Annotated in this window: 15 protein-coding genes; 6 read left to right on the top strand and 9 right to left on the bottom strand. The window is 68.5% G+C overall.

From position 1 onward, the window contains the following. Positions 1–50: 50 nt before the first annotated feature. Entirely contained in the window at positions 51–611 is a 561-nt protein-coding gene (rsmD, locus tag BLM15_RS15200) for a 16S rRNA (guanine(966)-N(2))-methyltransferase RsmD (RefSeq protein WP_126113546.1), read from the bottom strand. A gap of 10 nt (positions 612–621) precedes the next feature. Further along, positions 622–2724: a pseudouridine synthase gene (locus BLM15_RS15195; protein ID WP_126113545.1), complete on the bottom strand. Its 2103-nt coding sequence runs from the start codon at positions 2722–2724 to the stop codon at positions 622–624. 173 nt (positions 2725–2897) lie between these two features. Between BLM15_RS15195 and BLM15_RS15190 the strand changes: the two genes are divergently transcribed. From BLM15_RS15190 to BLM15_RS15180, 3 genes are all read left to right on the top strand, one after another. Then, complete coding sequence (locus tag BLM15_RS15190; protein ID WP_126116192.1) at positions 2898–3326, top strand: nucleoside deaminase; 429 nt, start codon at positions 2898–2900, stop codon at positions 3324–3326. Beyond that, positions 3326–3829: a GNAT family N-acetyltransferase gene (locus BLM15_RS15185; protein WP_126113544.1), complete on the top strand. Its 504-nt coding sequence runs from the start codon at positions 3326–3328 to the stop codon at positions 3827–3829. Before BLM15_RS15190 ends, BLM15_RS15185 begins: the two co-directional genes overlap by 1 nt. A gap of 490 nt (positions 3830–4319) precedes the next feature. Beyond that, entirely contained in the window at positions 4320–4604 is a 285-nt protein-coding gene (locus BLM15_RS15180) for a peptidoglycan L,D-endopeptidase MepK (RefSeq protein WP_164547524.1), read from the top strand. A 9-nt stretch (positions 4605–4613) separates the two neighbouring features. On the opposite strand, the gene BLM15_RS15175 is transcribed toward BLM15_RS15180, so the two are convergent. Further along, entirely contained in the window at positions 4614–5354 is a 741-nt protein-coding gene (locus BLM15_RS15175; RefSeq protein WP_126113542.1) for a sulfite exporter TauE/SafE family protein, read from the bottom strand. A 157-nt stretch (positions 5355–5511) separates the two neighbouring features. Here BLM15_RS15175 and BLM15_RS15170 point away from each other — a divergent pair, with 157 nt between their 5' ends. Beyond that, complete coding sequence (locus BLM15_RS15170; protein WP_236846314.1) at positions 5512–6258, top strand: ArsR/SmtB family transcription factor; 747 nt, start codon at positions 5512–5514, stop codon at positions 6256–6258. Here the strand turns inward: BLM15_RS15170 and BLM15_RS15165 are convergent. The 5 genes from BLM15_RS15165 to purD are packed head-to-tail and all read right to left on the bottom strand — an operon-like array spanning position 6218 to position 10046. Continuing rightward, entirely contained in the window at positions 6218–7093 is an 876-nt protein-coding gene (locus tag BLM15_RS15165) for a patatin-like phospholipase family protein (RefSeq protein WP_126113541.1), read from the bottom strand. The two genes, BLM15_RS15170 and BLM15_RS15165, sit on opposite strands and share 41 nt — an antisense overlap. A gap of 27 nt (positions 7094–7120) precedes the next feature. After that, complete coding sequence (locus BLM15_RS15160) at positions 7121–8035, bottom strand: alpha/beta fold hydrolase (RefSeq protein WP_126113540.1); 915 nt, start codon at positions 8033–8035, stop codon at positions 7121–7123. A 5-nt stretch (positions 8036–8040) separates the two neighbouring features. Next, a complete protein-coding gene (locus tag BLM15_RS15155) occupies positions 8041–8454 on the bottom strand; it encodes a type II toxin-antitoxin system VapC family toxin (RefSeq protein ID WP_126113539.1) in 414 nt (137 codons plus the stop codon). Further along, positions 8451–8705, bottom strand: a complete 255-nt coding sequence (locus tag BLM15_RS15150) for a type II toxin-antitoxin system VapB family antitoxin (RefSeq protein ID WP_126113538.1) — start codon at positions 8703–8705, stop codon at positions 8451–8453. Before BLM15_RS15150 ends, BLM15_RS15155 begins: the two co-directional genes overlap by 4 nt. Positions 8706–8765: 60 nt before the next feature. Continuing rightward, positions 8766–10046, bottom strand: a complete 1281-nt coding sequence (purD, locus tag BLM15_RS15145; protein WP_126113537.1) for a phosphoribosylamine--glycine ligase — start codon at positions 10044–10046, stop codon at positions 8766–8768. Between the two features lie 92 nt (positions 10047–10138). On the opposite strand from purD, the gene xseA reads away from it, so the two are divergent. After that, entirely contained in the window at positions 10139–11662 is a 1524-nt protein-coding gene (gene xseA, locus BLM15_RS15140) for an exodeoxyribonuclease VII large subunit (RefSeq protein WP_126113536.1), read from the top strand. 156 nt (positions 11663–11818) lie between these two features. After that, the gene (locus tag BLM15_RS15135) at positions 11819–12547 is read left to right on the top strand and encodes an SGNH/GDSL hydrolase family protein (RefSeq protein WP_164547523.1); all 729 of its coding nucleotides are present in this window, start codon (positions 11819–11821) and stop codon (positions 12545–12547) included. A 22-nt stretch (positions 12548–12569) separates the two neighbouring features. Here BLM15_RS15135 and BLM15_RS15130 read toward each other — a convergent pair whose 3' ends face one another. Next, on the bottom strand, positions 12570–13418 hold the full coding sequence (locus BLM15_RS15130; RefSeq protein ID WP_236846313.1) for a dienelactone hydrolase family protein: 849 nt from the start codon (positions 13416–13418) through the stop codon (positions 12570–12572). Between the last annotated feature and the right edge of the window lie 28 nt (positions 13419–13446).

Below are 13446 nucleotides of genomic sequence, written 5' to 3'. Positions count from 1 at the left end.
GGATAAGATTGCATTCTATCCCCGTCCGTCGGGGCAAAGACGCGTCCGCCTTACACCGCCTTCAGGAACCGCACCTGCGTCTCGCCATAATCCCGCCGGTCGAGCTCCTCGAACCCGTCCAGCCGCGTGATCTCGACGTCAGCCGCTTCCTCCAGCAGCACCAGCGCATCCTTCGCCAGCCAGCCGCCCTCGCGCGCCGAGGCGAGGGCCTTTTCGCCCAGCCCCTTGCGATAGGGGGGATCGCAGAAGGCGAGGTCGAACGGCGCCATGCCGGTGATCGGGCCGAGCTTGGTCGCGTCGCGGCGGAAGATGCGGCTATAGCCTGCAAGCCCGAGCGCCATCTGGTTCTCGCGGATCAGTCCGCGCGCCTCGGCCCCGTCATCGACCAGCAGCGCGAAGGCGGCGCCGCGCGACAGCGCCTCGAATGCCATCGCGCCGGTGCCGGCGAAGAGATCGAGCACGCGCGCCCCGTCGGCCGCATCGCCATAGCCATGCGTCAGCACGTTGAACAGCGATTCCCGCAGGCGGTCCGAGGTCGGCCGGATCGCGCCGATCCCCGGCTTCGGGCTGGCGAGCGTGCGGCCGCCGAAGCGCCCCCCGACGATGCGCATCGCTCAGACCTCAGCCGCGACGGTCGCGTCCACCGCCGGAACGCGGCGGACCGGAGCGCGGCGGGCCGGAGCGGGGTGGGCGCTTGTCGCCGCCCGGGCGCGGGCCGCCGCGTCCGCCGGGCCGATCGCCGCCCGGCCGGTCACCGGCAGGCCTGTCGCGGAACGGACGCTCGGGCCGTGCCTCGCCCGCGCCGCCGCCAGGCGGGCGCTTGCCGCGCTGCGGCTTGTCGGCCCAGTCGCCGCTGCCGCGCCAGGGCGACTCGCCGCCGCGATCGCGGCCGAAGCTCTCCTCGCGTGGGGGGCGGTCAGGGCGCTCGCTGCGCGGCGCGCGCGCCGGCCGCTCCTCGCGCGGCTCGTCGCTAGGCTTGGCGCTGATGCGCTCGACCTTGACGCGCCGCCCCTTCGGATCGGCGATCGCCTTGTCGCGCACGCGCTTGACAGTGCCGGTCGCCTCGCGTGCCTGGCGCTCCTCCTTCGGGTCGGCGCCGCGCCGCGGAGCCGCCTTGCGCTCGCGCTGCGGCTCGGCCTCGGCATCGCGCCAGACGCCGCGCGTCCAGGGCTTGTCGCCGCGCAGCGGGCGGGCCTCCTCGGCCTGCTCCTCGCGGGGACGGCGGCGCGGTCGGTCGTCGCCAGCGGGGGCGGACCTGCCGCGCACGGGCCTTTCGTCCGATCGGATCTCGTCGCGCCTCGGCGACTCGAAATCGACGCCCGCCTTGGCCATCAGCTCGGTGCCGAGCTGGTCCTTGAGCACCTTGGAGCGAACCTCCTCGGCCTCGCCCTCGGGCAGGTCGCCGAGCTGGAACGGCCCGAACGAGACCCGGATCAGCCGGTTCACCTGCAGGCCGAGATGCTCCAGTACCGTCTTGACCTCGCGGTTCTTGCCTTCGCGCAGGTCGACGGTGAGCCAGGTGTTCGAGCCCTGCTCGCGCTCGAACTGGGCGATGACCGGGCCATACTGGACGCCGTCGATGGTGACGCCGCCCCTCAGCGTATCGAGCTGCCCCTGGTTCACCTGGCCGAAGGCGCGGACGCGATAGCGCCTGAGCCAGCCGGTCTCCGGCAATTCCAGCATGCGCGCCAGCCCGCCATCATTGGTCAGCAGCAACAGGCCTTCGGTGTTGATGTCGAGCCGGCCGACCGAAAGCACGCGCGGCAGGTCCTCCGGCAGGGCGTCGAACACGGTCGGGCGCCCTTCCGGATCATGGTTGGTCGTCACCAGGCCGCGCGGCTTGTGGTAGAACCAGAGCCGCGTGCGCTCGCGCGCCGGCAAGGGCTCGCCGTCGACGAGCACGACATCGTTCGGGCCGACATCGAGCGCCGGACTCTCGATCACCTTGCCGTTGACGCTGACGCGGCCTTCCGCGATCAGCGCCTCGCTGTCGCGGCGCGAGGCGACGCCGGCGCGCGCCATCACCTTGGCGATGCGCTCTGGCTCCTGCGGCGCGGCCGGAACCGAGACGGCCTCGGCGATCTCGGCGGCGTTGCGATGCGCCCGGTCGGGGCGAGTGCGGGTCGGATTGCTGCCGCGCGGCGCGTCGAAACGCTTGGCGCCGAAGCTGCGGCCTTCACCACGGTCGTCACGACGTGGCGGCCGGGCAGCGCGCGGGCCATCGCCACTACGCTCGCGGAAGGGACGCTCGCTGCGGCCAGTTTCATCGCTGCGGGTCCGCGGTGGCCGGCGCTCCTCGCCGTCACGCGGGCGGAACGGCCGCTCGCCACCTTCACGCGGCGGGCGCGACGGGGCGCCATCGCGCGAAGGGCGCCCAAACCCGCCGGGCCTGTCGCCGCCGGGCCGGTCGCTGCGTGGCCGCTCGCCACCTTCGCGTGGCGGCCGCTCGCCGCTCGGGCGCTCGCGGAACGGCTTCTTCTCGAAGCGCGGCGCCGCCGGGCGCTCGCCTTCGCTGCGGCGACGCTCGGCACCTTCAGCGGGTGCGCGCCGGGGCCGCTCTTCGCCATCGCGCGAACGGAACGGAGGCTTGCCGGCGCCGCCACGGCCGGGCGGGCGGCCGCCAGGCCCGCCACGTCCGGGGCCGCCATCGCGCCCGCCGCCACGGCCGCCGGTTCCGCCGCCCTTGCGCGGGCCTCGGCTTTTCTGGTTGTTGTCGTCGCTCATGGTGGCTCCTGAAGCCGGATCATCGCGGACCGGGTTGCGAAGCGATCCGGGACGGCAGCGGCTTTTGAATCTGGTATTAGCCGGCGCTTGTAGCAGGCGTTTTCATGCGCTGCGACGGCAAAGATGAAGGTTTTATGGGATCGATCGACGCAAGCAAGGCCGAAGTCGCGCCGATGGTGCTAGCGCTGGCGGAGGCTCGCGCCGCGGCCGAGCGTGGCGAGGTGCCGGTCGGCGCCGTGATCGTCCGTGACGGGCAGGTACTGGCCAGCGCCGGCAATCGCACGCTCGAACTGAAGGATCCGACGGCCCATGCCGAGACATTGGCGATTCGGCTGGCCTGCGAGGCGATCCAATCGGAACGGCTGATCGACTGCGATCTCTATGTCACGCTCGAACCCTGCCCGATGTGCGCGGCGGCGATCTCCTTCGCCCGGATCAGGCGGCTTTACTTTGGCGCGCCCGACCCGAAGGGCGGGGCGGTCGAGAACGGCGTCCGGCTTTATGGTAGTCCGAGCTGTCACCATGCGCCGGAGGTCTATGGCGGCCTGAGCGAGCGCGAGGCGGCGGAATTGCTGCGCGATTTCTTCCGGGAGCGACGCTGATGGCGGACGCTATCCGAGCCGCGAAGCCGGCCGATGCGCAGGCCATTGTAGCGCTTAACCGCGCAGCCTTCGACGGCGAGGACGAGGTCGGCATCATCGAGCGCCTGCGCAGCGACGGTCTCGTTGCCGTCGAGCTGGTCGCGGAGCAGGGTGGTGCGATCAGCGGCCATATCCTGCTGAGCTGGCTGCCGACGATGATGGACGGCCGCGCCGTGAAGGCCCTGGCGCTGGCGCCGATGGCCGTGCGGCCGGGACTGCAGAAGCAGGGCATCGGCGGCCGGCTGATCGCGGCGGCGCTGGACGGGGCGAAGGCGGCCGGAGCCGAGGCCGTGATCGTGCTCGGCCATCCCGATTATTATCCGCGCTTCGGCTTCTCGGCAGCGCTGGCGCGGAACCTGGCCTCGCCCTTCTCCGGTGAGGCCTTCATAGCACTGGAACTCGTGCCCGGAGCCCTGGCGGGGCAGCACGGCTCGGTCAGCTACCCCTCCGCATTCGGACTCTAGCCGGCCAAAACGGTTTCAGGACTGCGCGGTCGCGGCAGATTCCCGAACGGCTGCGCGAATGCTTGAGCGGTTCCCGTCAAAACTGTATTCAGATGTAATGATGAAGATTTTGATTGTATATCATAATCTGTTTGGTAGTTGAGCAATTCAGTATTTAACCGGTTGGCTAGTTCGATAGGCTTAGTCCTGGTGATGTAAGGAAAACCCCGAGCAGATCGGCTTCTAAATTTCTGTTGTAATCTGCCATGTTTTTGCCTTGTATCGCCCGTAGGTCGTCGATGCACTGCTCGGCCAGACCAAGGAATGGTGGCTTGAGCCTTCCATTCCCCAAAGTCGGTAAATCTCCATTATGCGTAAAGTTGCGTTGGCTGCGCTGTCCGCGGCCTGTTGGTCTGTGTCACCCTCCTTTGCCGCCGATACCCATCTCGCGAAAATCTCGTTTCAGCCGCAAGTGAAAGGGCTCGGCTGCCTCAAGCCGGAGACCCTCGGCATGATCAAGGAGCTCACCGCCAAGATCGGCCCGATCCAGATCACCTCGACCTGCGGCGGCCGCCACGCCCGCAACTCCCAGCATTATCGCGGCAACGCCATCGATTTCCGCCCGCTCGCCACCTCACCCCGCAATGCCGCAGCGGCCGCCAAGGCGATCGAGAGCGTCGGCGGCGTCGGCTCCTATTCGAACGGCCTCGTCCATGTCGATGTCGGTGATCGAGAGATCGCCTGGTATGGCAAGAAGCGCAGCCGCCGCTTGGCCTATGCCGGGCGCGGACGCTGACGCGCCCGGTCAGAGCCAGGCCCGGGCGACAAGATAGCCGCCCAGCATCAGCAGCCCGGCGAAGAAGCAGAGCTTGAAGGTTGCCGCCGAGATGCGCTGCCGGATCGCCTGGCCGAACCACATCCCGGCGAGCGCCGGCAGCAGCGCCAGCAGCGAGGCGCCGGCGACCTTCAGGTCGAGCGCGCCGGCGCCGACCAGCCCGAAGGACAGGGCGATCGTCGAGACGATGAAGGAGAGGCCGAGCGCCTGCACCAACTCGTCCTTGTCGAAGCCGAGCGCCTGGAGATAGGGCACCGCCGGCAGCACGAAGACGCCGGTCGCAGCGGTGGCGGCGCCGGTGATGATGCCGACCAGCGGGCCGAGCCAGATCTCCGCCTTCTCCGGCACGCGCAGTTTCGCTGCCTTCAGGCCGACCAGCGCATAGAGTACCAGTGCGATGCCGAGCCAGAGCGTCGCCGAGCCGTCCTTGGCCTTTTCCAGCAACCCGGCGCCGGCCCAGGTGCCGACGCAGGTCCCGGCCAGCATCGGCCAGAGCCGGATGGCGATCGCCTTCAGCTTCGGCCCGGTGATCTGCCAGCTATTGGTGACGAGGTTGGGGATGACCAGCAGCGCTGCCGCCTGGGCCGGCGCCATCACTACGCCGAGCACGCCGACCGCGATCGTCGGCAGGCCGAGCCCGATCACGCCCTTGACGAAGCCGGCGAGCATGAAGGTCGCGGCGATAAAGGTAAGGAGCGTCGTCTGGTCCATGATCCTGCCGGCCCTGTCGGTCGATTGCGTTGGATCGCTTGTCGCAGTCCTGACTGGCGCTGTCGCTCGTCGATACTACGGTCCTCGCCGTAGCGTCCTTGCTTGCCTCAGTGGGCGCGAACGTCATCATGGCAGCCACAATGGAGGGCGTTGAGCCATGGCCATGCACGGACCCTATCTCGCCGAGATCGCCCATCTGATGGGCGATCCGGCCCGCGCCAACATGCTGCACGCGCTGATGGACGGGCGCGCGTTGACGGCGAAGGAACTCGCCTTCCTCGCCGGCGTCGCGCCGCAGACCGCGAGCGGCCATCTCGCCAAGCTGATGCAGGGCGGCCTGCTCGGCGTCGCCGTACAGGGCCGCCATCGCTATTATCGTCTGGCCGGGCCGGAGGTCGCCGCCGCTCTCGAAGGGCTGATGGTGCTCTCCGGCGGGCAGGCGAATGGGCGGCGGCTGCCGTCGCGCGTCGGCGCCGACCTCGCCCGGGCGCGCACCTGCTACGATCATTTCGCCGGCCGCCTCGGCATCGCGATCCATGATGCGCTCGTCGCCGGCGGGCATCTCTCCGTCGCCGATGGCGGCTATGGGCTGGCCCGTTCCGGTGTCGCGCTCTTCGCCGGGCTCGGGATCGATCCCGCTATCGCGAGCAAAGGCAAGCGCGCTGCGCTGCGTCCCTGTCTCGACTGGAGTGAGCGCCGCCCGCATCTCGCCGGCTCGCTCGCCGCGGCGCTGGCTTGCCGCTGCTTCGAGGCCGGTTGGGTGACCCGGATCAGGGACAGCCGTGCCGTGATCCTGACAGAAGAGGGGCGCATAGCGCTGGAGGCTGGTCTGCCGAGCTTCCGCTGCGATGAGCCCGACGCGGTCACGCCGCCCGTTCGAGCGCCTCTGACAGCCTCCGCTTGACCTCCTCCTTCGCTGGCTGCGCGGCCTCGAGGATCGCCTGCCAGCGGAAGAAATCGAGCCCACCGAAGCCCTCGCCGCCGGCGCGGATCAGGATGTCCGGCGGCTGGCGCTCGATCATGCGCTGGACCAGCGCTCGCGTCAGGATCTGCGAGACGCCGACCATCGCTTCCAGCGGCTCGGGCACGCGGCTGTCGCTCACGGTGGCCGGCGCGCTGGTGTCGACCGCGAGCACGAGGCGCCCCGGGCCGAGCAGGCGGTCATAGGGCAGGGGATTGATCGCGCCGCCATCGATCAGCACCCGTCCACCGATCGTCACCGGCTTGACCAGGCCAGGGATCGCCAGCGAGGCGGCGACGGCCGGTGTCAGCGGGCCGCTGCCGAGGACGATCTCGTCATGCAGATGGTAGTCGGTCGCGACGCAGAGGAAGGGGATGCCGAGTTCCTCGAAGCGATCGGGCACGACCTGCGGCCAGAACAGGTCGAGCAGGCGCTCGCCATCGATCAGCACGGGATTGCCGAGCCCGCCGCGCCAGAGATCGGCGATCTTGCCGATGCGCGCTTCGAGCAGCCGGGCAATCACCCGGGCGCGATCGCGGAAGCTCGCCTCGACATGGGCGCGTAAGTCCCGGCCGGAGAGGCCGGCGGCGTAGGCCGCGCCGACGATCGCGCCCATGGACGAGCCGGCGATCAGTGCCGGCTTCAGCCCGAGCTCGTCGAGCGCCTCCAGCACCGGGATATGGCTGAGGCCGCGCGCGCCGCCGGAACCGAGCACGAGGACGATCTCGGGGCCGGACGGATCCGGCAGGCGGGCGAGGGGGCTGGAGACGCTGGTCATGGCCTGATGTTGCGGTGCGGGAGCCGCTTAGGCAACCTCCCTTGCGAGGAAAGGTTTCACTGCCGCGAGCGTGTCCTGCGGATTCTCCTCCGGCAGAAAATGGCCGCTGGCGATCGCCTGCCCCTCGGCCTGCGGCGCGAAGGTCTCGCGCCAGATTTCGAGCGGGCTTGCGCCCTTGGCCGGGATGCCGGCCTCGCCCCAGAGCACCAGCACCGGGCAGAGGATCTTTTTCCCCGCACCGAGATCGGCCTTGTCGTAATCGAGATCGGTGGTCGCGCCGGCGCGATAATCCTCGCAGGCGGCATGGATTCGCGATGGGTCGTTGAAGGAGTCGGCGTAGGCGGCCATCGCCAGCGGGTGGAAGGCGTCGATCTTCTTGGCTCGCGTCCAGCTCGCGATCGTATGGTCGAGCCAGCCGGCGGGATCGGCCTGGATCAGCTTTTCCGGCACAGGCTCGGGCTGGGCCAGGAAGGTCCAGTGATAGACCTGCATGGCGCGCGCCGCGTTCATGCCTTCCCACATCGATACGGTCGGCAGGATGTCGAGCAGGACGAGCCGCTCGACCCGGCCGAGATGGTCGAGCGCAAGGCGATAGGCGACACGGGCGCCGCGGTCATGGCCGATCACCGCGAAGCGGTTGAAGCCGAGCGCGCTCATCGCGGCGACGATGTCTTCGCCCATGCCGCGTTTAGTATAGAGCGCCTTGCCGCCGTCGCCATGCGGCGCCGCCGACCAGCCATAGCCGCGCAGGTCCGGGCAGACGACGGTATGCGTCTTGGCGAGTTCGCCTGCCATCTCATGCCATTCGGCATGGGTCTGCGGGAAGCCGTGGATCAGCACCACGGGCGGTCCCTTGCCGCCGACACGGGCGAAGATCTTGCCGACCGGCCCGTCGATCCAGCGCGCCTCGAAATCGGGAAAGAGGCTGTCGATGTTGGTCATGGCCGCTACTCCTGTGACGGTACGGCCGTGGCGATGTCCGTCAGGCCGAAATCCTCGCCCTTGTAGAGCAGAGGCGCGTTCAAGGATTTGGCAAGAGCGTAGGAGAAGCAGTCGCCGAGATTGAGGCGAGCCGGGTGGCGGCCTTTGCCGAAGCGCGCAAAAGCTTGCGTAGCCAAGATGGCCTGCTCGGCGTCGAACGGGAGCAGCTCGACGTTGATCGTTCCCAGCGCGTCTTGAAGCTCGTCGGCAGTCAAGTCAGCGATCCGGGCCGACAAGACCATGAAGCTTTCGACGAAACTCGCTGTGGAGCAGAATGCCTTAGGCGCGGCATCGAGACGAGCACGGAACGCCGCTTGCTCCGGCTCGCCTGTCAGGATCGCGACGATCGCAGAGCTGTCGACGACAAGTTGGACCGTCACGATGGCAGGCCGTTTTCGTCATAGCCGATGATGTCGTCGTCGGATCGCGGATCGACGATGAGCCGATCGCGGAATGCGGCCAGAAGCTTGTCCAGCTTTTCGCGGTCGATCCGGCCGCCATTTGCTGGCGGCAATCTGTCCAAGCGCTCTTGTGCGGCGATCTTGACCGCTTGGGTAATAGTCTCGCCGGTCCGAGCGGCCAGCTCGCGGACAAGCCGGTCAGCTTCGGAATCTTTGATCAGCACTGTCATGGCTGTCTCTATATATACCCGGTTGCGATGGAGTATATATAGAGATGGCCATCCGTTTTGTCAGCCTTCGCGCTCGCGCTTCACCGCCTGCCAGCCGATGTCGCGCCGGCAGAAGCCGCCTGGCCAGTCGATCAGGTCGACGGCGTTGTAAGCCTTGGCCTGCGCCTCGCTGACGGTCTTGCCGAGCGCCACCACGTTGAGCACCCGCCCGCCATTGGCGACGATGTCGTCGCCTTTCGCCTGCGTGCCGGCATGGAAGACCAGCACGTCCTTTTCGGCCGCGGCCTTCTCGATGCCCTTGATGACGCTGCCCTTCTCGGGCGTGCCCGGATAACCGTTCGCGGCCATCACCACCGTCAGCGCGACGTCGTCGGACCAGCGCAGGTCGACGGCGTTCAGCACGCCGTCGCGCGCCGCGAGCAGCGCCGGCACGATGTCGCTCTTCAGCCGTGGCATCAGCACTTCGCATTCGGGATCGCCGAAGCGGGTATTGTATTCGATCAGCTTCGGGCCATCGGCGGTAATCATCAGCCCGGCATAGAGAATGCCCTTGAACGGTGCGCCGCGCTTGTTCATGCCGGCGAGCGTCGGCGCGATGATCTCGGCCATGACGCGCTCCTCCAGAGCCTTCGTCATGACCGGCGCCGGCGAATAAGCGCCCATGCCGCCGGTGTTGGGCCCGGTGTCGCCGTCGAAGGCGCGCTTGTGGTCCTGGGCCGAGGCGAGGGCGAGCGCATGCATGCCGTCGCAGAGCGCGAAGAAGCTCGCTTCCTCGCCGATCATCCACTCCTCGATCACCACCTCGGCGCCGGCCGCGCCGAGACCGCCGGAGAACATCATCGCCAGCGCCTCATTGGCCTGTTCGATGGTCTCGGCCATGACCACGCCCTTGCCGGCGGCGAGGCCGTCAGCCTTGATCACCAGCGGCGCGCCGGTCTTGGCGACGTAGGCCCTGGCCGCAGCCTCGTCGGTGAAGCGGGCGAAGGCCGCGGTCGGGATGTCGAACTCGGCGCAGAGTTCTTTGGTGAAGGCCTTCGAGCCTTCGAGCTGTGCCGCCGCCTTGGACGGGCCGAAGGTCTTGATCCCGGCGGCTTCGAGATCATCGGTGATGCCGTCGACCAGCGGGCCTTCCGGCCCGACCACGACGAGGCCGACGCCCATCAGCTTGCAGAAATCGGCGACGGCGCGGTGGTCGGCGATGTCGAGCACGACATTCTCGCCGCATTGGCCAGTGCCGGGATTGCCGGGCGCGATGAAGAGCTTGTCGCAGAGCGGGGAGGCGCAGATCGCCCAGGCCAGGGCATGCTCGCGCCCGCCGGACCCGATCAGAAGAATGTTCATCGCATCTCTCCGCTTGCTCAAAGGCGCAATAGCTGCCGCAGGCTGACGGGGCAACGCTTCTGCTTGCGTCCTCGTGCCGCTAAGTTCGCGCCATGGACAGCGAATCGCCCCCGCCCGCCGGCAATGCCCCCGAATGGTCGGTCTCCGACCTCTCCGGCGCACTCAAGCGCACGCTCGAGGATGCCTTTGGCTTCGTGCGCGTGCGCGGGGAAATCTCCGGCTATCGCGGCCCGGTTGGCTCCGGCCATGTCTATTTCTCGCTGAAGGACGCCAACGCCAAGATCGACGCGGTGATCTGGAAGGGCGTGTTCGGCCGGCTGAAGACCAAGCCCCAGGAGGGGCTGGAGGTCATCGCCACCGGCAAGATCACTACCTTCGCCGGCAAGTCGAGCTATCAGATCATCATCGATTCGCTCGAGCCGGCCGGCATCGGCGCGCTGATGGCGCTGCTGGAGGAGCGCCGCAAGAAACTCGCCGCCGAAGGCCTGTTCGATGCCGGCCGCAAGCAGCTTATCCCGTTCCTGCCGCGCGTCGTCGGCGTCATCACCTCGCCGACAGGCGCGGTGATCCGCGACATCCTGCACCGGCTGGAGGAGCGCTTCCCGCGCCATGTTCTGGTCTGGCCGGTGCGCGTCCAGGGCGAGAGCAGCGCAGCCGAGGTCGCCAATGCCATCGCTGGCTTCAACGCATTGCCCGAAGGCGGGCGCATCCCGCGCCCGGATGTGATCATCGTCGCGCGCGGCGGTGGCTCGCTCGAAGACCTGATGGGCTTCAACGAGGAGGCGGTGGTGCGCGCCGCCGCGGCGTCGCTGATTCCGCTGGTCTCGGCCGTCGGCCACGAGACCGATGTGACGCTGATCGACCATGCCGCCGATCTGCGTGCCCCGACGCCGACCGGGGCGGCCGAGAAGGTCGTGCCGGTGCGGGCTGAACTGCTGGCGCAAGTCACCGATTTGTCGCGCCGGCTCTCCGGCGCGACGCTGCGCCTGTCCGAACGCCGGCGAAGCGATCTGCGCGCGCTCGCCCGGGCTTTGCCTACGGCGGAGGGGCTGCTGGCGGCCCCGCGCCAGCGGCTCGACCTTGCCGCAACCAAACTCGGGCCGGCGCTGGCGCGCAATGCCCGCGTCCATGAGCAGCAGCTTGCTCAGCTCGACAGGCGACTGCACGGCCAGTCGCCAGCGGCAAAGCTCAAGACGCATGCTGCGAAGCTCGATGGCCTCGCCCAGCTTCTCGCCGCCGCTCGCGGCAAGATCTTCCTCATCGAACGCAACAGGATCGCCAGAGCCCGAGATAATCTCTATGCGGTCTCCACACGGGCACTGCCGGCCTTCAGCCGGCAGCTCCAGCGCCGCCGCGACCGGCTGGACAGTATCTGGGCGCTGGCCGCCTCTCTCGGGCCGCAGGCGGTGCTGGCGCGCGGCTACGCGCTGGTGCGCGACGAGGACGGCAATCTGCTGCGCAGCGCTGCGGCGGCGCGGCCGGGATTGACCCTTCAGGTCACCCTCGCCGATGGCAGCTTCGGCGCAGTCGTGCCGGGCGGAACCTCCTCTCCGCAGGCGCCGCGGCACCCCGGGCGCAAGCCGGTCGCCGGCGGTGGACAGGGCGATCTATTCTGACATCGCGAAAACCTGTGATTCACCACTGTTTTCGATGAGCCTCGTCCCGTTCAGATAGCGTTCAGCTAGTGCTGGCTAATCGCTGCCTGATAGCGGTTGGGGGAATGCTCCTTGATGCTCGCCGGTTTCCGGATACGCCTTGCTTGTGCCTTTGCCATGCTTGCGCCTCTGGGCTTGCAAGTACAGCAGGCGAATGCGACCGAGTTCGTCTGCAGGCCGTCGGCGCTCTCCCGCGATGCCGCCGATCTCGCTTCCTCCTGGAGCAGGGGCAGCACCCCCTTGCGTATCCTCGCCATCGGCTCGTCCTCGACCGAAGGCATCGGCGCCAGCGGCAAGGACAAGACCTATCCGGCCCAACTGGGTACGCTGCTGCGCACGGGCCTTTCGGGCCGCGCCATCGAGATGGTCAATGCCGGCATCGGCGGCGAGACCGCGCCGCAGACGCTGTCGCGTCTCAAGGCCGCGCTGGTCGAAGGCCGCTACGATCTGGTGATCTGGCAGGTCGGGACCAATGACGCGGTGACCGGCGGCGATCTCGCGACCTTCCGCCAACTCGTCGCCGATGGCATCGCTGCTGCCAGGCAGGCGCGTACCCGGCTCGTCATCCTCGATCCGCAGTTCTACCCAGGCATCAAGGAAACGGCGCGCTACCGCTCTTATGTCGACGCAATCGCTGAGACTGCGCGCGCGCAGGCCATCCCGGTCCTGTCGCGCTATCAGGCGATGCTGGGCTGGTATCAGCAGGACGAGGCCGGTTTCATGGCCGCTCTCGCCGGCGACCGTTTTCATATGAGCGATGCCGGTTATGCCTGCCTGGCGCAGGACATCGCCCGTTCGCTTCTGGGCGACAAGCCGACGGTGACGCTCGCAGCTTCGGTGCGCTGAACGTCCGCCGCGCGGCCGCCGCTCACTTGCCCAGGAAGAACGCCTTGACCCGTCTGATCGCGTCGTCGCGCGCCGCCGGATCTGTGCCTACCGTGACCTTGCCGGTTCCCGAGGCCGAGTAGGCGACGCCTTCCTTCTCGCGCCGATCCAGGCGCGGATGATCGAAATCATGCACGGCGCCGGGATAGAGCACGAGTTCGACCGGCTCGCCGCGGGCGCGGGCGGCTTTGGTCAGGAAGTCGCACGGGGCGGGCGGCGTCCAGTCATCGGCATCGCCCATCAGGATCAGGGTCGGCAGGCGGGCCTCGAAGCTGCCCGATTCCGATTGGGTGCGGCAGCCGGGATAGAACGCCACGGCGCGAGCAAAGTCGGGCTGGCGGTCGGCCGGCCTGCGGTCCTTGCGGATCGCGGCGAGGATGGTGGAACCGCCGCCGGACCAGCCGAGCAGCGCGATCACGTCGCGCCGTACATCGGGGCGCTCCTGCAGCCAGCGCCGGGCCGCCATCGCGTCGCCGACGCGTTCGCGGCTGGCGCGGATGGTCACGTCCTTGACGCCACATTGCGAGCCGAGCCCGCGCGAGCCGTAGCTGTCGGGCATCAGCACGACGAAGCCGGTAGCGGCAAGGCGCTCGCCCCAGTCGCTATGCCGTGTCGAGAGCTTGTCCGGTTCGCGCCAGAGGCCGCCGCAGCCATGCAGCGCGACGATCGCCGGAAAGGGCCCGGGCCCGGTCGGGCGAAACATCACCGCATCGAGCTGGTAATCGTCATGTGGAATACGGACGCGTTCATAGCCGCCTGCGATCGCGGGGACCGCGAGCAGGGAGACAAGACCAATCGCCAACGTAGTGGCGCGGGTCAGGCTGGACATCATCGCAACTGACGCTATCACAGAAAGACCA

Source organism: Bosea sp. Tri-49 (assembly GCF_003952665.1).
In the GTDB taxonomy this organism is placed as follows: Bacteria; Pseudomonadota; Alphaproteobacteria; order Rhizobiales; family Beijerinckiaceae; genus Allobosea.
Note: the sequence above shows the minus strand (reverse complement) of the source record. Positions and strands in the feature narration are given on the sequence as shown.

Coding starts and splice junctions, on each gene's coding strand:
- BLM15_RS15190 (WP_126116192.1), top strand. CDS start 2,898: ATGGTGCTAGCGCTGGCGGAGGCTCGCGCCGCGGCCGAGCGTGGCGAG.
- BLM15_RS15135 (WP_164547523.1), top strand. CDS start 11,819: ATGCTTGCGCCTCTGGGCTTGCAAGTACAGCAGGCGAATGCGACCGAG.
- BLM15_RS15180 (WP_164547524.1), top strand. CDS start 4,320: ATGATCAAGGAGCTCACCGCCAAGATCGGCCCGATCCAGATCACCTCG.
- BLM15_RS15170 (WP_236846314.1), top strand. CDS start 5,512: ATGGCCATGCACGGACCCTATCTCGCCGAGATCGCCCATCTGATGGGC.
- purD (WP_126113537.1), bottom strand. CDS start 10,046: ATGAACATTCTTCTGATCGGGTCCGGCGGGCGCGAGCATGCCCTGGCC.
- BLM15_RS15165 (WP_126113541.1), bottom strand. CDS start 7,093: ATGACCAGCGTCTCCAGCCCCCTCGCCCGCCTGCCGGATCCGTCCGGC.
- rsmD (WP_126113546.1), bottom strand. CDS start 611: ATGCGCATCGTCGGGGGGCGCTTCGGCGGCCGCACGCTCGCCAGCCCG.
- BLM15_RS15175 (WP_126113542.1), bottom strand. CDS start 5,354: ATGGACCAGACGACGCTCCTTACCTTTATCGCCGCGACCTTCATGCTC.
- BLM15_RS15195 (WP_126113545.1), bottom strand. CDS start 2,724: ATGAGCGACGACAACAACCAGAAAAGCCGAGGCCCGCGCAAGGGCGGC.
- xseA (WP_126113536.1), top strand. CDS start 10,139: ATGGACAGCGAATCGCCCCCGCCCGCCGGCAATGCCCCCGAATGGTCG.
- BLM15_RS15160 (WP_126113540.1), bottom strand. CDS start 8,035: ATGACCAACATCGACAGCCTCTTTCCCGATTTCGAGGCGCGCTGGATC.
- BLM15_RS15150 (WP_126113538.1), bottom strand. CDS start 8,705: ATGACAGTGCTGATCAAAGATTCCGAAGCTGACCGGCTTGTCCGCGAG.
- BLM15_RS15130 (WP_236846313.1), bottom strand. CDS start 13,418: ATGATGTCCAGCCTGACCCGCGCCACTACGTTGGCGATTGGTCTTGTC.
- BLM15_RS15185 (WP_126113544.1), top strand. CDS start 3,326: ATGGCGGACGCTATCCGAGCCGCGAAGCCGGCCGATGCGCAGGCCATT.